The sequence below is a fragment of the Halobacterium litoreum genome, from assembly GCF_021233415.1.
Taxonomy (GTDB): Archaea; Halobacteriota; Halobacteria; order Halobacteriales; family Halobacteriaceae; genus Halobacterium; species Halobacterium litoreum.
In genome coordinates this window covers 1,515,470-1,530,320 of sequence record NZ_CP089466.1, presented here as the reverse complement: position 1 = coordinate 1,530,320, position 14,851 = coordinate 1,515,470, and the positions used below count along the sequence as shown (strand labels likewise).

The following is a 14,851-nucleotide window of genomic DNA, read 5'->3' as shown; positions in this document are numbered from 1 at the left end:
AGAACTCTCGTTCCTCATCGGCGACACAGTCGGATTCTGTGTCGGCCTCTAGAGTCGGTTGTCGACTATTCGAGGCGCGTAACGATTCGCTCCTCGGCACACGAGTACGCGGTATCCGGGCGTGGGGCCTCACTCCGTCGAATCGGTGCGAGAGTCGTCTCCCAAGCACACTGGTCGTTAGCCAGACAGATTACGACCGGTTTCCAGCACGTCGGCTCTCGCTTCACGGCGTACCAAACCGACGAGCCACAGGCCGGACAAACCGCGTCGGGATGACGTCGATAGTTCACACCGGTCCGTCCTCCCGTCCTCGGTCAAGTAATCAAGGACAAAATAGTGGGCGCGCTGTGGACCATGCTGATACCGAAACTCGGGGGGAAAGATGACGTACGACGGCCCCAACGTCTTCAGAGCACCGTACGGGAACGACGCTGCGTACGAAAACTTTCAGCGAACAGTCATCGATGGCATCCCCGGTGAGACGGTCGCCGCGCACTCCTCATTCGGATCTGGGAAGGACAACGTTCGAATGTGGGGAACGAAAGAGACGGTATCGGGTTCCTGGTCGAGTGTCGAGGAGGGTGACTTCCTGTTTTTCTACCGTGACGGATCGTACACCCACGCTGCCGAAGTCATAGAGACAGAGCAAAACGAGGCTCTCGGCCGAGACATTTGGCCGAACCACGAGGAGGACGCACCGTGGCTGTGCGTGATTTATCTCGACGAACCAGTGGAGATTGATGTTGATTCGAGTGAGATCCACGAACTCGCTGGCTACGACATCGACTACCCGATGGGCTTCTCTCCACTCAACGAGATGGGCGTCGGTGGGATTCGTGGTCGGTACGGTTCAGTCGCAGATCTGGTGTACGGTGGAGAAGAACATAGTGTAGAGGAATCTGGCCGGAGTCGTGCCGCCGATATCGAACTCGACACACAGCCAGATGTCGCCCTCCCGAATTCAATACTCGATGGGCTCTACTTCCCGGAATCAGGAGACACTACGAAAACAGACCTGCTTGATCAGGCAGAATCGGCTCTGAACGCCGGGAAGAACGTAATCTTCACCGGCCCACCAGGGACCGGGAAGACCGAAATCGCACAGCGAATCGCTCAGTATCTGGCCGAGTCGTATCCCGAGGTGTACACTGGCTGGAGTACGACAACTGCTACGGCTGACTGGTCGACGTTCGACACCGTCGGTGGATATATGCCTGAAGTAGACGGTGGAGACGAACTCAGCTTCCGGCCTGGGCAGGTCCTCCGTTGCTTCAAACGACAGGAAGAGCAGCGGAACGACGTGCTCGTCATCGACGAAATAAACCGGTCTGATATCGACAAGTCGTTCGGACAACTGTTCACGATGTTGTCTGGTCAATCGATCCAGTTGCCGTTCACTCGCGATGGCAAGTCAGTCGAAGTCACACCTGCGAGCGAGGGTGGGACTTGGCCACTCCAGACACACCAGTACGTCGTACCTTCGTCTTGGCGTCTGCTGGCGACGATGAACAGTTACGACAAGACGTCACTCTACGAGATGTCTTACGCCTTCATGCGGCGATTCGCGTTCATCCACGTCGATGCACCTACTGTCCCAGAAAAGGACCGCGAACGTCGAGCGCTACTCGAAAAGTACCAGAATGTGTGGGGCTTAGAGACCAGTCCAGATACGCTGGACGCTGCCGGAGATGTCTGGTACGTGACGAACAGTTCTGTCGACCATCGGAAAGTCGGCCCGGCAATCGTCAAGGACTTACTTTCACACGTTTCGAACAGCAGCGCTAACCTCGACCAGGCAATCACGCGAGCAGTAGCCAGTTACGTCTTCCCTCAGTTAGAGGGTGTTCGTGGAAGGGAACAGATTGCTTCTGAAATCGCGGCAATCCCGTCGATAGAAACCCACCGACTCCGACAGTTTGCGGACGATATGCTTCGAGTGGACCTCGATGAATAGGGAAGACCTCCTCGATTCGCTGACGTCCGACGTACTGACCTACGTCATGCACGGCCGTATCCCGGAGGAGCATCTCGCAGCAGAGATCAAGCCACGGGGTCTCGACGAACGTTTCGACGACTTCGAATCTCTGGTTCGCCTGCATTTCATTCTTCGCCCCGATGTCGTCGACTTTGTCGAGAAACTCCCATCCCGGATCCGTAGTGTGAAGACACAGACGAAGAACGTCGCTTCGGTCTCGCGTGGAACTGTCGACGGCCGAATCGATTGGGGGAAAACTGTCCAACGGCGACACACGAGAAACCCGAGTGACCGATCGCTGTTCGTCTGTGAGCATCGGTCGGAGAACTACGATATCGACGAGAACGTCGTTCTGAAGAAACTGCTCTCGGTTCTCTATCGAACGCTGGGAGAGTGTCGGGAGTACTTCGAGCGAGAGTACGAGTGGGTCACGGACCGGTGGCACGAAAACGCCGAACTCGTCGATTCGATGGAACAGTTGTTCGAACGAAATGTCCACGTTCGACGGATTCGTTCGCCGGAGTCGTACGAGCCGACAGATCGGATGATTGAGAGGGCGTCAGAGTCACGACAGGCGATTTATCGGGAGGCGAGTCGCTTACTCGTACTGTACCGAGAGACGTTGAACGGTGAGTCACACGCAGTTCGGGAACTGCTAGAGAAGACTGCGATCACACCGGACGACGACGAGACCCTTTTCGAGTTGTACGTTCTGTTTCGCTACATCGACGCCATCGAGGACATCTCTGGAGACGAATTCACGCTCCGAACGATTCGAAGCGGATCACAGGAGGTCGCGCGCCTCGAAAACGATGCCGGCGAAGAACTCGTGCTTTACCACGACAGTTCGGCGCGAGATCGCTCGCTCTCGTTCGTGTCGGACGTCGAGGAGAAGGACGCCGATACGTTGTCCAGAACAGAGAAAATACAGCGTGAGGCGAGGCGAGTTTCGAACAATTACTTCCAGAACGTCGAGTTCCGAACTGCTACGGGACGCCCGGACGTCATCGTACTCGAAATCGATCGGGGTGAGCGAACGGAATATTTGATTACAGAAGTCAAGCACTCCACTCGGCCGGAGACGATACGAACGGGTGTGAAAGAGACGTTGGAGTACTTGGCATTTCTCCGTGACGACGGCGACTTGGTGTTCGAAGAACCAGACGTGTTCGGGTCGGGGAGAAACGGTGTCCTGGTCATTCAGGACTTGGAGGAAACAGCGACAACGCCACCTTCCGACCAGCAGTCGATTCGGATTCTCCAAGCGTCGGAGTTAGATCAGGAACTCCAGTCCGTAATCCGAGAGATACTGTAAGCGATTTCGTCAACTCGATTCATCGAGATTGTCGAGGAGACGGTCGCCGAGTGAGAACGGGCGTCCGGGCGCTGCGCGGCGACGCGCCGAGTTGCGTCCACCCGTAGCGTTATCCTCTGTCGCTCGCAAGTGGCCGACGACATGACCAGTTCGGGAGGTATCGTGGTTCACGTCACGACCGGGGAGGCGAGCGAGTGGCAGATGGCGGTGCGGAATCTCGTGAATCTGGTCCGAGAGGAGTCGGTGTCGATGCCGCCGGAGCGAGTGAAGGTGGTGGTGAACGGGCCGGCCGTGCGATTCCTGCTGGCGTCGTCAGCGGAGTCCGAGAAGGTGGCACAGATGCTGCGTGCGGGCGTGACAATCGGCGCGTGCGCGAACTCCCTGGAGCGATTCGAGTACGCTCGCGAGGACCTCGTGGACGGGGTGGCGCTGGTGAACTCCGGGGTGGCCGAGGTGGTGCGCGCCCAGCAGGATGGCCGCAACTACTTGCGGCTCCCCTGAGGTAGGCCGGCGCGCCCGGCCGGTAGACTCGGGTTGTCGAGTGGTCCGCTGAGGTTTCCCGAATCTCGGACGACCTTACTGCCTCGCGGCGGTTCTCCCGGGCGTCGATACGCCGCGCATATCTAAACCGAATCGTGGCGTTTGCTAGCATATGGCACGAATCCGCACCGCGTCCGTCGCGGCCGTGGCCGTCGCCGTCGCGCTGGCCGTCCCCGCGGCGACGGCGGGGGTCGCCGACAGCGCGCCCGCCGAGCGCGCTGGTCTCGACCTCGAAATCACCACGCCGCAGACCGACGAACCGGTCGAGGAAATCGCCGAGGGCGGCCAGCCCCTCGAACTCGAAATCGCGTACACGGACCTCGGCGCTGGCACGCACCGAATCGAAATCGTCGAGGACGACGTGCTGTTCGACGACGCGCTCCTCACCACCACCGTCACCGGGAGCAGCGGCACGACGACGGTCACGCTGAGTCGCGAGCGCCTCTGGAACGTCCTCGGCGGCGACGTCGAGCGGACGTTCGACGTGGTCGCGCGCACCGGCGACCTCCAGTCCGAAACCCACCGCCTCACTCGCGTCTCGCAGGCGACCTACCTGCGCGGCGTGCCCGACCGCGTCGCGCCGAACGAGGAAATCACGGTAACGTTCTACGGGTGGACCGAAGACCCGACGGCGTCCGTCTACCTCGACGAGGACGACCCGCCGACCAACGTCGAACTGGTCGGGGAGGACGAACAGATTCGGTACCGCGACGTCTCGGTGACCAGCAACTACTTCGAGGGGACGTTCACGTTCACGCCGAGTGACTACCTCGCCGAGGAGGCCGACGGCATCGTGGAGGTTCAGGCTCGCGGCGAGAGCAGCGTCCCCATCGGGCGCATCGAGTACATTCGCGTCGTGGCGGACGCGAACGCCGCGGTGAACGCCACCGCGTGAGAACGGGCGGCCGTGCCCCTCTGCCCCGCCGCGGGCCGCGTCGTTTATCCGGGCGTACCGTCGTCGTTCCGGTATGGCGACGCTCGGCGCGAAACTCGTGGGGATGGACGCGGTGCCAGCGACGATTCACTACGCGGACGGCGGCCAGGACGGCCCGCTGGAGATTCAACACGTACAGGTCGACGGGGACGTGGTGAAAGCCGTCGTCCACGTGCAGGCGGGCGGTACGCAGTCGCTCGCGCGCATCACGGGCGGCGTGGACGACGACGAACTCGCGTTCCAGATTCCGACCGAGCCCGCGGAGTTCGACTCCGTCGAGGCGTTCCTCGACGCGGACGACATCTTCGAGACGGCGAAGACGGTCGTCGACATCCGGACCGACCTGTAGGGTCACGGGCGCGCTTCGACGTCGGGCTTCCGAGCGACGTAGTACGGCCGCGGGTCGAGGTGGACGGGACGGCGGTCGGCGACGGACTTCACGACCGCGGCCACGTCGAAGACGGCGTCCCGCAGTTGTCGCTGCTGGGCGCACGGTGTGATGGCGTGCGTGACGTCGACGCCGTGTGCGAACGCCACGCTCGCGTACCGCGAGGTCAGCGTCCCGCGCCGGCGGTTCCGCGCGACGAACCGCGCCATCTCGCGCCAGCCGTCCGGTGACAGCGGGTCGAAGAGAAAGCGGTTCGCGAGGTTGTTCGCGTCGAACGCGAACACGCCGCCGGGTTCGAGGACGCGGTGGGCTTCGAGAATCGCTCGGAGGCGCCGGGCTGCCGGCCGGACGTCGTCGATGCCGAGGCCCGCGAACAGCACGCACCGGAACGACTCCTCGGCGAAGTCGAGGTCAGTTGCGTCCCCGCGCTCGAAGGGGACGCCGGGGTGGCTGTCGCGCGCCACGTCGAGCAACGGGGCGCTGGCGTCGACGCCGACGACGTCGAATCCGCGGTCGGCGAGCGGACCGGTGGTGCGGCCGGTGCCACACCCCACGTCGAGGACGCGCCCGCGTCGCTCGGCGAAGAACCGGTCGACGACGTCGCGTTCCGCGTCCGTGAGACCGTCGTCGGCGTACGCCGCGTACTGTTCGACGACGTCGTCGTCCTCGTAGTATGCCACCCCCGCCATACGGGCGGTAGTCGCTCCGGCGGTGATTGTTACGAACGGATTACTCGGCGCCGGGGCGGGCGCGGGTCAGCGCGCGCTCGCCCGGAGGACGGCCATCGACCCGCCGCCGACGGTCATCGTCAGCCAGAACCCGCCGATGCTGTGGATGACGACGGCCGCGGCCACCGTCGGGAGCGCGGCGCCGGTCATCGACGTGAGGAGGAGGACGTGAACCGACTCGATGCTGCCGAGGCCGCCGGGCGTCGGGCCGACCGCCGCCATCGTGCCGACCGGGATGACGAAGAAGGGGACGTAGAAGGGAATCGCGGAGCCGAGCGCCTGGAACGTCATCCACATCGCGGTCGCCTGCAGCGCGAGGCCGAGCGTCGACAGCGCGAGCGCGGCGGCGAGGTTGCGCCGGTCGGTCGCGATGCGTTCGATGGACGCGAAGAACTGCTGGAACCCCTGTTCGATGCGTTCCGGGGACGGGACGGGGATGCGCGGGAGGAACTTCGCGCCGGCGCGCAGCGGCGGCGTCGCGAGGCGGACGACGGTCGCTTTCACCGCGCTCCGCTTGTACCATATCGCGAGCGCGAGGACCGAGATGGTGACGCCGAAGACGGCGACCACGCCGACGACCGAGCGGAGGCGCGGACTGACGGCGCTGAGGACGGCGTACGTCGCGCTCCCGACGAGCGCGAGGCTCGTGGACGGCACGAAGTTCAGCGCGTCCGCGCCGGCGATGGCGGCGAGCGCGGTCTCGTAGTCGGCGTCCGAGACGTCCGTGGTGAGGAGCGCGGCGACCGGTTCGCCGCCCGCCTGTCCGAACGGCGTGATGTTGTTCGCGAACGCGGCGCCCGCGAACACGAGGACGGCCGCCCAACTCGACACGCGGATGTCGAGGCTCTGCCACACCACCCAGAGCGCGAGTCCCTGCACGACAATCCACCCGAGCATGAGCGCGGCGACGACGCCCACCAGCGAGAGGTCCGCGCGCGAGAGCGCGTCGAGGATGTCCTGCACGCCGATGAACCAGAACATCGCCGCGAACACGACGCCGGCGGCGGCGAACCCGACGGCCGTCGACCAGAGGCGTTTCGCGCTCACCATGAGGCGTGGCGTGGTCGAGACTGGGGACGTGAGACACGCCCGGCGGTCGGGCGGCGACGCGTCGGCGCTGTCGGGCTACGTGTAGCCGAGGGCTTCGAGCTGTTCACGGTTGGGGTCGGTCTGATTGGTGTCTCTGAGGCTGCCGGCTCGAATGTCTTTCCGTTCGTCGTACGGCACCACCGCCCACGGCACCTTCACGAGCGGGTCGACGGGCGTGTTCTCGGGGTGGCCCCACTCGGAGAACTCGCCGACGACGCGGCCGTCGCGCTCGCCGAGCAGGTCGCCGTGGTCGGCGGTGACGACGGTCTTTCCGTCGAGCGCTTCGACCAGTTCCTCGACGTGTTCCATCGCGAGTTCGAGTGACTCGCGGTACGCGCGCCGAATCGTCTCCGGTTCCACGAGCCCCTCCTTCACGGCGGCGTAGGGCTTGGACTCGTCCATCTCGGCGTCCGGACGCATCGACTGGATGGACGCGCCACTCGGGAGGTCGTCGGCGGTCGGCCCGATGTACGGGATGTGGGGCTGGACCATGTGGACGAGCAGGCGCTTGTGGGGGTACTCCTCGGCCGCGTCGAGCGCCGCGGCCTTGGCGTCCTCAGGGAGGACGGTGTCGTACTCGTCGTTCCAGCGGTCCTTCCAGACGTGGACGATGTCGGTGAACTCCCCGGTCGGTTCCTTGGCGACGCGGGGGTTCGCGTTCACGTACACGAGGTCGTCTTCCTCGACTTCGGGCGGGTAGTTCGCGGCGAGGAAGTCGCCCGTGTCCGACCCGGACGCGAGCCGCGGTTCGAGGTCCCAGTCGGGGTCGGCGACCGACTCGAAGGTGTCGAAGCGGCAGGCGTCGAGGACGATGCAGTTGTCCCAGTCGGCCTCCGCGACGGTGAACTGCTCGACGTCCCCGCGGCGCTTGTACGCCCACCGCGCTCGCCGGAGCGGGCGCGTGAGGACGTTGCGCCAGAGGAACTCGGGTCCCTCGCGCCAGAACGAGGGGTCCCGCCAGTTCGCGCGGAACTCCTCGATCGTTCGGCGGAGTTGACTCATACGTGTGGATGAGCGACGACACTCATAAATCTGTGAGAATCGCTTCGGGCCGCGAGAACGCCCCGAATTAGGCCGGACTCGGCGTCTGGACCGTGGAGATGTAGGAGGTGAGGTCTTTCGTGGTGACGACGCCGATGACGGTGTCGTCGTCCACGACCGGCATGTGGTGGAAGCCGTGTTCTATCATGGCGTCCGCCACGTCGCGGATGGAGTCCTGCGCGCCGGCGGTGATGACGTCCGTGGTCATGTAGCGTTCGACCGTCGTCTGTGCCTTCGGCTTGCTCTTCGCGACGATGTCGACGAAGTCGGTGGTGGTGAGGATGCCTTCGAGGTGGCCGTCGTCGTCCACGACGACGAGGGAGCCGATGCCCTCGCTGAGCATCGTCTCGGCGGCGTCCTCGACGAGGGTGTCCTTCGTGGCGGTGTAGACGTCGTCCGACATCAGTTGGCCGACGAAAATATCGTCCATGTCTACACGTGTCTCCGGACGGGTGATAAGCGTTGTCCGGGCCGCCCGAGACGCCCGCAATATTCGCCGCGATAATCTCCGCGGCGAGGATAATTATCACATCTGCGAAAGGTACTTCACGACGACTGCCGACCCTCCGGTATGGACGACCGCCGACTGGAGACGCTCGCCGTCGGCCACGGCGAAGACCCCGGAGAAACGCATCGCGGCGACGTGGTATCGCCGATTCACCTCGCGTCGACGTTCGCACTTCCCGGCCTCGACCCGGAGATGAGCCTGGAGGACGTCGACCCCGCTGAAGGCGACTTCCTCTACTCTCGTCTAAACAATCCGACACGCTTCGCGCTGGAACGACGCCTCGCCGCACTGGAGGGCGGCGACCACGGCTTCGCGTTCGGGTCGGGCACCGCCGCCATCGCAACCGTCGCGATGGCCTCCGTCGAACCCGGCGACCACGTCGTCGCGTTCGACGACCTCTACGCCGGCACGCGCCGGATGTTCGAGACGCTGTTCCGCGACCGCCTCGACGTCGACGTCTCGTTCGTGGACGCCACCGACCCGGACAACGTCGCCGACGCGGTGCGCCCGGAGACCACGCTCGTCTGGATGGAGACGCCGACGAACCCCCTCATCAAGCTCTGTGACGTCGCCGCCATCGCGGACATCGCCGACGACGCGGACGCCCGCCTCGGCGTCGACAACACCTTCCTCAGCCCGTACTTCCAGAACCCCCTCGAGCTCGGCGCCGACGTGGTCGCCCACTCCACCACGAAGTACCTCAACGGCCACAGCGACTCGGTTGGCGGCGCGCTCGTCACGGACGACGACGAACTCGCCGAGGAACTCCAGTTCCTCCAGCAGGTCGGCCTCGGGAACGTGCTCGCCCCCTTCGACGCCTACCTCGTCCTCCGGGGCACGAAGACGCTCGCCTCGCGGATGCGCGACCACGAGGCGAACGCGCTCGCCATCGCCGAGTACCTCGAAGACCACGACCTCGTGGAGGCGGTCCACTACCCCGGACTGGAGTCCCACCCCCAGCACGAACTCGCACGGGAGCAGACGTCGGGCTACGGCGGCATCCTCTCCTTCGAACTCGCGGGCGAGTTCGACGACGCCAAGCGCTTCCTCGAGGCCCTAGAGGAGTTCGCGCTCGCGGTGAGCGTCGGCGGCGTCGAGAGCCTCGTGGAACTCCCCGCTGGGATGACTCACGAGCCGATTCCGAAGGCGGAACGCGAGGCCCACGGCATCACGGACACGCTGGTTCGGATGTCCGTCGGCATCGAACACCCCGAGGACCTCGTCGAGGACCTCGAACGCGGCTTCGCGGCGATGCGCGGCCAGTCGGTCAGTCACTGACGCCGCCCGCGCGCTCCGCGACGGCCGCCATCACGCCGGCTTCCGCGCGCCGCAGTCGCTCGGCCGCCGCGCTCCCCGAACACCCCAGTTTCTCGCCGACCTCGGCCACGCTCCCCGAGCGCGTCGGTTCGTAGTAGCCACACTCGACGGCGGCGGCGACGGCCTCCAGTTGGGCGTCCGTCAGCGACGCGCCCAGGCCGGTGGCGTGACCGCGGTACGCCGTCACCGACTCGACGGTCACGTCCATCTCGTCGGGGAGCGCGGAGAGCCCCGCCTGCACGTCCTCCCCGGGGCCGACGAGCGCGGCTGTCACCGTGCCGTCGTCGTTGAACGCCACGGGCGGGACCACCGCGATGCCGGGCACGAAGAAGTCCGTCGCCGCCTGCCCGCTCGCGTCGGCCTGCGTGTCCTTCGCGTACACGAACACCGAGTCGCCGGGGCCGTCGGCGACGTGGTGGGCCTCCACCGAGTCGACGGTCGCGATGCGCTCCCGGTAGGCGTCGGCGTCCCCCGAGAACTGGAGGAGGAGCGTCGTCGAGCCGTCCCCCACCGGATACCACTCCACGATGCGGTAGTCCGAGACGTCGTCGCGCTCCACCGCGAACTGGTGCATCGGGTGGCGGTAGGCCGGCGGGAACGCCACGGTCACGCGGACGTGTTTCATCGGCGCCGACTCGCCCGCCCGACTACTTAATTCCCCTTCACCTGTGAGGCAGAATCTGTTGGGCGGTGGCGCCGAAACAGTCCCCCTACGAATGCCGCTCCAACGCCACGACGAGCGAGTCGCCGACGCGCCGGATTCCGTCCTCGACGCCCTCGAACCGCACGCCGTCGACTGGGACGACCACGAGAACGCGCCCGCCGCTGTCGTCCGCGCCGACGACGTGCAGGACGCCCTCTCCGCGCTCCGCGAGGACGCCGGCTTCGACCACCTCGCCTGCGTCACCGCCCAGGAGTACGAGGACCGCTTCGAGAGCATCTACCACCTCCGGCAGTACGACGACCCGACCGAGGAGGTCAGCGTCGTCGTCCCGACCAGCCGCGATGACCCCGTCTCGGAGAGCGGGGCGCCGGTCTTTTCGGGCGCGAACTGGCACGAGCGCGAGGCCTACGACCTCGTCGGGATTCACTACGACGACCACCCCGACCACCGCCGGATTCTGCTCCCGGAGACGTGGCAGGGCCACCCGCTCGGCCGGGACTACAACCAGGACAAGCCCCAGATTGTCACGTTCGAGGAGCACGCCAACCCCCTCGAAGGCCACCAGAACCCCGACGACACGGACACGATGCTCCTCAACATCGGTCCCCACCACCCCGCCACGCACGGCGTCCTCCACCTCGAAGTCGTGCTGGACGGCGAAGTCGTCGCGGACGTGGACCCCGACATCGGCTACATCCACCGCTGCGAGGAGCAGATGTGCCAGCAGGGCACGTATCGCTACCAGATTATGCCGTACCCCGACCGCTGGGACTGGTCGGGCGCGGGCCTCCTGAACGAGTGGGCGTACGCCCGCGTCGCCGAGGACCTCGCGGACATCGAGGTCCCCGAGTACGCCCAAGTCCTGCGCACGATGAGCGGCGAACTCTCCCGCATCCTCGCGCACCTGCTCGCCGTCGGCGCGTACGCCCTCGACATCATCGGCGACTTCACCGCGACGTTCATGTACGCCATCACCGACCGCGAGAAGGTCCAAGACCTCCTCGAAGACCTCACGGGCCAGCGGCTGATGTTCAACTACTTCCGCCTCGGCGGCGTCGTCTGGGACGTCCCCGAGCCCCGCGCGGAGTTCTTCGAGGACGTCCGTGACTTCGTCGACGAGGTGCCCGAGCGCCTCCACGAGTACCGGAACCTCCTCACGGAGAACGAAATCATCCAGGCGCGCACCGTCGACACCGGCTACCTCGACCCCGACGTCGCCAAGGACTACGGCGTTACCGGCCCATCGGCCCGCGGGTCGGGCGTAGATTACGACCTGCGCCGCGACGACCCCTACGGCTACTACGACGAACTCGACTGGAGCGTCGTCACTCAGGACGAGGGCGACAACTTCACGCGCCTGCTCGTCCGCCTCCAGGAGGTCGCGGAATCCGCGAAAATCGTCGAGCAGTGCGTCGACCTGCTCGAGGACTGGCCCGAAGAGGACCGCGAGATTCAGGCCAACGTCCCCCGCACCCTCAAGCCCGAGGCCGACACCGAACTCTACCGCGCCGTCGAGTCCGCGAAGGGCGAACTCGGCATCTACATCCGCGCCGACGGCACCGAGAAGCCGGCGCGGTTCAAGATTCGCGGCCCGTCGTTCTCGAACCTCTCGGCGCTCCACGAGATGACCGAGGGCGGCTACGTCCCCGACCTCATCGCCACGCTCGGCAGCCTCGACACCATCATGGGCGACGTCGACCGGTAGTCAGGACGCGCTCAGCGCGACCACACGGCGGGTCGTGACGCGAACCCGAGCGCTTAGCACGCTTCGGGCGCTAGGGGGAGCCGTGATACCCATCGCGCACGCACAGGCCACGGGCATGAGTCTCCCTCTCGTGGGGGCGCTCGCGCTCGCCGGCGTCGCTGCCGCCCTGCTCACGGGCGCGGCGCTCGCCGTGTTCCTGCGGCGGCGCTCCCGCTCTCACCTGCTGGTCGCGCTCGCGCTCGGCGCGCTGCTCGCGCGCACCGTCGTCGCGGGCGCGAGCCTCGCGGGCGCCGTCGCGCTCGACAGCCACCACCTCGTCGAGCACTCGCTGGACGTGGTGATGGCGGCGCTCGTCGTCGCGGCGGTGTACTACGCGCGCTCCGCGGACGCCGCCGGAGGTGGAACGCGATGACCGACGTGCGCGAAGACATCCGCGACCACGTCGACGCGAACCCGGGCGTCCACTTCAACGCGCTCGTCCGGGAGTTGGACCTCGCCGCCGGCCAAGTCCAACACCACGTCCGGCGCCTCCGCGACGAGGACGCCCTCGACGCCGACGGCTTCTACGGGCGCACTCACTACTTCCCGCCGGAGACCGACGAGTGGGAGCGCGGCGCGCTCGCGCTCGCCCGCCGCGAGACGGCCCGCGACGTGCTCGTCAGTCTGCTAGAGAACGGCCCGTCGTCGCCGGGCGACGTCGCCGAGAGCGTCGGCGTCGCGCGCAGCACGCTCGAACACCACGTCTCGAACCTCGAAGACTGCGGGGTCGTGGAGAAGCGCCGCGACTCGCGGAACCGCGTGACGCTCGCGCTGACTCGCCCCGACGAGACGGTGGCCGTCCTCGAAGCGGTCCGGCCGTCCGCGCCCGAGCGCTTCGTCGACCGCTTCGAGCGCCTCGTGGACTCGCTACTGGACTGACTCGCGGGATTCAAAGGCGCCTTTGAGTGTCGGCCGTGCCTAAGTCCCCCTGCGAGAAACGAGTCGGTATGTCGACGCTCCTGCCGCTGAAGCCGTCCGTCGACGACCGCGACCTCGACCCGGAACTGGTCGCGTTCGACGACGCGGCCGCCGACGACGTGTTCCGCGTGGCATCCTCCGAGACCGCGCGCTCGATTCTCGTCTCGCTCTACGACGACCCTCAGACCGCCTCGGACGTCGCCGACGCCGTCGACTCGTCCGTGCAGAACGTCAGTTACCACCTCGAACGCCTCCGGGACGCCGGCCTCATCGAAGTCGTGGAGACGTGGTACTCCGAGCAGGGCCGCGAGATGGACGTGTACGCGCCGGCGAACGGCTCGCTCGTCCTGTTCGCGGGCGCCGAGCGCGCCCGCCCGTCGGTGTCGCGGGCGCTCCGTCGCGCGCTCTCCGGCGTCGTGTTCGTCGCGCTCGCCAGCCTCGTCGTCCACTTCCGGGCGCTCTCGCAGTCGTCGCCGTCGCCGACGCCGATAGCGGCGCCCCGCGACGCACCCGTCCAGCCAACCGACCCCTCGCTCCTCGACGCCGTCGCCGCCTACGCCACTGGTCCGGGCGGCGCCGTCTTCGCCACCGGCCTGTTCGTCATCGCGGGCGCGTTCGCGTTCTGGCAGTACCGCTACGCGCCGCCGAGTCGGTGACCGACGGGCTACCAGATTCAAACGCGTCTTTGAATCTGGGATACGGGGATGGTGTCCCTCGCTGTAGTCGTGGTATGGAACGCAGAGCGTTTCTGGGAACCGCCGGTATCGCCCTCTCCACACTCGCCGCGGGCTGTGCGTCGCGCGCGCCGAGCGCCGACGACTCGACGACTCGCGGGCCGACGTCCGACGAGACGACGCGCACCGAGACGACAGACGGCGACGCGAACGAGGCGTCGCCGGAAACCGAGCGAACGCGCGTCGCGGCCGGCGAGACGGTGTCGTTCGCGGTCGGTGACGGGTCGCTCGCCGACGCGGGCAGTCGGCGCGAACACCTGCTCGTGGTACCGAACCGCGGCGACGGCGAACTGGTCGCCTCGCTCGCCGTCGAACGCGACGGCGAAGCGTCGTTCGACCGGGCGTTCGCGCTCGCGCCCGGCGCCGCGGTCCGCGTCTCGCTGACCGACCTCGCGCGCTTCGACGCGACCTGCGAACTCCCCGAGCGGAACGCCAGCGAGTCCGTCGCGCTCGGCCCGGACGCGTTCACCTGTAACGTCCAGCGCACGTCGTTCGCGCTCCGGAACGGCGACCTCACCGCACAGACGGCGTCCACGCTGATGGCGTGCCCGGGCGTCGTTACCGAACACGTTCCCGCCGGGGACGCGACGACGGCGACGGTCGGTGGCCCGACGGCGACCACCGAACCGGAGCCCGACGAGCCGGCTCCGCACGCGCTCGTCGCCGAGAATCCGACCGACGAGACGTGGACCGTGCGCTTGCTCGTCGAGCGAGACGGCCAGTACCCGTTCGACGGCGTCTACGCGCTCGAACCCGGCGCCTCGGCGTCGGTGTCGATTCCGGAGCCGGCCGACTACGCGCTGTCCGCGACCGTCGTCGAGTCCGGGGACGCGGCGACCGAGACGGTGGCGGCGTCGTCCTTCGACTGCAATCAGCGCACGACCGCGGCGACGGTCGGCGAGGACGGGACGGTCGACGCGGCGACGGTGTCGACGCTGCTGGCGTGCCCCGAGTGA

At 66.6% G+C, this 14,851-nt stretch carries 17 protein-coding genes; 12 read left to right on the top strand and 5 right to left on the bottom strand.

The features are described 5' to 3' along the window. The first annotated feature begins 382 nt into the window (after nt 1-382). The 5 genes from LT972_RS08365 (at nt 383) to LT972_RS08345 (ending at nt 5,113) form a co-directional block, all read left to right on the top strand. Complete coding sequence (locus LT972_RS08365) at nt 383-1,954, top strand: AAA family ATPase (RefSeq protein WP_232569391.1); 1,572 nt, start codon at nt 383-385, stop codon at nt 1,952-1,954. After that, on the top strand, nt 1,947-3,290 hold the full coding sequence (locus tag LT972_RS08360) for a hypothetical protein (RefSeq protein WP_232569389.1): 1,344 nt from the start codon (nt 1,947-1,949) through the stop codon (nt 3,288-3,290). Before LT972_RS08365 ends, LT972_RS08360 begins: the two co-directional genes overlap by 8 nt. A gap of 141 nt (nt 3,291-3,431) precedes the next feature. Then, a complete protein-coding gene (locus LT972_RS08355; RefSeq protein ID WP_232569388.1) occupies nt 3,432-3,791 on the top strand; it encodes a DsrE family protein in 360 nt (119 codons plus the stop codon). Nucleotides 3,792-3,942: 151 nt separating this feature from the next. After that, the gene (locus LT972_RS08350) at nt 3,943-4,725 is read left to right on the top strand and encodes a hypothetical protein (RefSeq protein WP_232569387.1); all 783 of its coding nucleotides are present in this window, start codon (nt 3,943-3,945) and stop codon (nt 4,723-4,725) included. A 73-nt stretch (nt 4,726-4,798) separates the two neighbouring features. Then, on the top strand, nt 4,799-5,113 hold the full coding sequence (locus LT972_RS08345) for a hypothetical protein (protein ID WP_232569385.1): 315 nt from the start codon (nt 4,799-4,801) through the stop codon (nt 5,111-5,113). Between the two features lie 2 nt (nt 5,114-5,115). Here the strand turns inward: LT972_RS08345 and LT972_RS08340 are convergent, their stop codons facing one another. Both LT972_RS08340 and LT972_RS08335 read right to left on the bottom strand, forming a co-directional pair. Continuing rightward, on the bottom strand, nt 5,116-5,841 hold the full coding sequence (locus LT972_RS08340; protein WP_232569383.1) for a class I SAM-dependent DNA methyltransferase: 726 nt from the start codon (nt 5,839-5,841) through the stop codon (nt 5,116-5,118). Nucleotides 5,842-5,907: 66 nt separating this feature from the next. After that, nucleotides 5,908-6,861: a lysylphosphatidylglycerol synthase transmembrane domain-containing protein gene (locus LT972_RS08335; protein ID WP_232569381.1), complete on the bottom strand. Its 954-nt coding sequence runs from the start codon at nt 6,859-6,861 to the stop codon at nt 5,908-5,910. On the opposite strand from LT972_RS08335, the gene LT972_RS08330 reads away from it, so the two are divergent. Continuing rightward, a complete protein-coding gene (locus tag LT972_RS08330) occupies nt 6,848-7,015 on the top strand; it encodes a hypothetical protein (protein ID WP_232569379.1) in 168 nt (55 codons plus the stop codon). The two genes, LT972_RS08335 and LT972_RS08330, sit on opposite strands and share 14 nt — an antisense overlap. Here the strand turns inward: LT972_RS08330 and LT972_RS08325 are convergent. Together LT972_RS08325 and LT972_RS08320 are read right to left on the bottom strand one after the other, a co-directional pair. After that, on the bottom strand, nt 7,006-7,971 hold the full coding sequence (locus tag LT972_RS08325) for a hypothetical protein (RefSeq protein WP_232569378.1): 966 nt from the start codon (nt 7,969-7,971) through the stop codon (nt 7,006-7,008). The genes LT972_RS08330 and LT972_RS08325 overlap by 10 nt on opposite strands. Before the next feature lie 67 nt (nt 7,972-8,038). Beyond that, nucleotides 8,039-8,440 carry a CBS domain-containing protein gene (locus tag LT972_RS08320; protein ID WP_232569376.1) on the bottom strand — a complete coding sequence of 134 codons (402 nt, stop codon included), beginning with the start codon at nt 8,438-8,440 and terminating at the stop codon, nt 8,039-8,041. Nucleotides 8,441-8,581: 141 nt separating this feature from the next. Here LT972_RS08320 and LT972_RS08315 point away from each other — a divergent pair, with 141 nt between their 5' ends. Beyond that, complete coding sequence (locus tag LT972_RS08315; RefSeq protein ID WP_232569374.1) at nt 8,582-9,796, top strand: trans-sulfuration enzyme family protein; 1,215 nt, start codon at nt 8,582-8,584, stop codon at nt 9,794-9,796. On the opposite strand, the gene LT972_RS08310 is transcribed toward LT972_RS08315, so the two are convergent. Beyond that, on the bottom strand, nt 9,786-10,460 hold the full coding sequence (locus LT972_RS08310) for a helix-turn-helix domain-containing protein (RefSeq protein ID WP_232569373.1): 675 nt from the start codon (nt 10,458-10,460) through the stop codon (nt 9,786-9,788). The two genes, LT972_RS08315 and LT972_RS08310, sit on opposite strands and share 11 nt — an antisense overlap. 91 nt (nt 10,461-10,551) lie before the next feature. Here LT972_RS08310 and LT972_RS08305 point away from each other — a divergent pair, with 91 nt between their 5' ends. From LT972_RS08305 to LT972_RS08285, 5 genes are all read left to right on the top strand, one after another. Then, complete coding sequence (locus LT972_RS08305) at nt 10,552-12,204, top strand: NADH-quinone oxidoreductase subunit D (RefSeq protein ID WP_232569371.1); 1,653 nt, start codon at nt 10,552-10,554, stop codon at nt 12,202-12,204. 115 nt (nt 12,205-12,319) lie between these two features. Then, the gene (locus LT972_RS08300) at nt 12,320-12,616 is read left to right on the top strand and encodes a DUF7471 family protein (protein WP_232569369.1); all 297 of its coding nucleotides are present in this window, start codon (nt 12,320-12,322) and stop codon (nt 12,614-12,616) included. After that, the gene (locus tag LT972_RS08295; RefSeq protein WP_232569368.1) at nt 12,613-13,122 is read left to right on the top strand and encodes a winged helix-turn-helix transcriptional regulator; all 510 of its coding nucleotides are present in this window, start codon (nt 12,613-12,615) and stop codon (nt 13,120-13,122) included. Before LT972_RS08300 ends, LT972_RS08295 begins: the two co-directional genes overlap by 4 nt. Nucleotides 13,123-13,190: 68 nt before the next feature. Beyond that, entirely contained in the window at nt 13,191-13,817 is a 627-nt protein-coding gene (locus tag LT972_RS08290) for an ArsR/SmtB family transcription factor (RefSeq protein ID WP_232569366.1), read from the top strand. 74 nt (nt 13,818-13,891) lie between these two features. After that, nucleotides 13,892-14,851: a hypothetical protein gene (locus tag LT972_RS08285; RefSeq protein WP_232569364.1), complete on the top strand. Its 960-nt coding sequence runs from the start codon at nt 13,892-13,894 to the stop codon at nt 14,849-14,851.

Coding starts and splice junctions, on each gene's coding strand:
- LT972_RS08330 (WP_232569379.1), top strand. CDS start 6,848: ATGAACCAGAACATCGCCGCGAACACGACGCCGGCGGCGGCGAACCCG.
- LT972_RS08320 (WP_232569376.1), bottom strand. CDS start 8,440: ATGGACGATATTTTCGTCGGCCAACTGATGTCGGACGACGTCTACACC.
- LT972_RS08310 (WP_232569373.1), bottom strand. CDS start 10,460: ATGAAACACGTCCGCGTGACCGTGGCGTTCCCGCCGGCCTACCGCCAC.
- LT972_RS08335 (WP_232569381.1), bottom strand. CDS start 6,861: ATGTTCTGGTTCATCGGCGTGCAGGACATCCTCGACGCGCTCTCGCGC.
- LT972_RS08350 (WP_232569387.1), top strand. CDS start 3,943: ATGGCACGAATCCGCACCGCGTCCGTCGCGGCCGTGGCCGTCGCCGTC.
- LT972_RS08315 (WP_232569374.1), top strand. CDS start 8,582: ATGGACGACCGCCGACTGGAGACGCTCGCCGTCGGCCACGGCGAAGAC.
- LT972_RS08295 (WP_232569368.1), top strand. CDS start 12,613: ATGACCGACGTGCGCGAAGACATCCGCGACCACGTCGACGCGAACCCG.
- LT972_RS08300 (WP_232569369.1), top strand. CDS start 12,320: ATGAGTCTCCCTCTCGTGGGGGCGCTCGCGCTCGCCGGCGTCGCTGCC.
- LT972_RS08355 (WP_232569388.1), top strand. CDS start 3,432: ATGACCAGTTCGGGAGGTATCGTGGTTCACGTCACGACCGGGGAGGCG.
- LT972_RS08345 (WP_232569385.1), top strand. CDS start 4,799: ATGGCGACGCTCGGCGCGAAACTCGTGGGGATGGACGCGGTGCCAGCG.
- LT972_RS08340 (WP_232569383.1), bottom strand. CDS start 5,841: ATGGCGGGGGTGGCATACTACGAGGACGACGACGTCGTCGAACAGTAC.
- LT972_RS08305 (WP_232569371.1), top strand. CDS start 10,552: ATGCCGCTCCAACGCCACGACGAGCGAGTCGCCGACGCGCCGGATTCC.
- LT972_RS08290 (WP_232569366.1), top strand. CDS start 13,191: ATGTCGACGCTCCTGCCGCTGAAGCCGTCCGTCGACGACCGCGACCTC.
- LT972_RS08365 (WP_232569391.1), top strand. CDS start 383: ATGACGTACGACGGCCCCAACGTCTTCAGAGCACCGTACGGGAACGAC.
- LT972_RS08285 (WP_232569364.1), top strand. CDS start 13,892: ATGGAACGCAGAGCGTTTCTGGGAACCGCCGGTATCGCCCTCTCCACA.
- LT972_RS08360 (WP_232569389.1), top strand. CDS start 1,947: ATGAATAGGGAAGACCTCCTCGATTCGCTGACGTCCGACGTACTGACC.
- LT972_RS08325 (WP_232569378.1), bottom strand. CDS start 7,971: ATGAGTCAACTCCGCCGAACGATCGAGGAGTTCCGCGCGAACTGGCGG.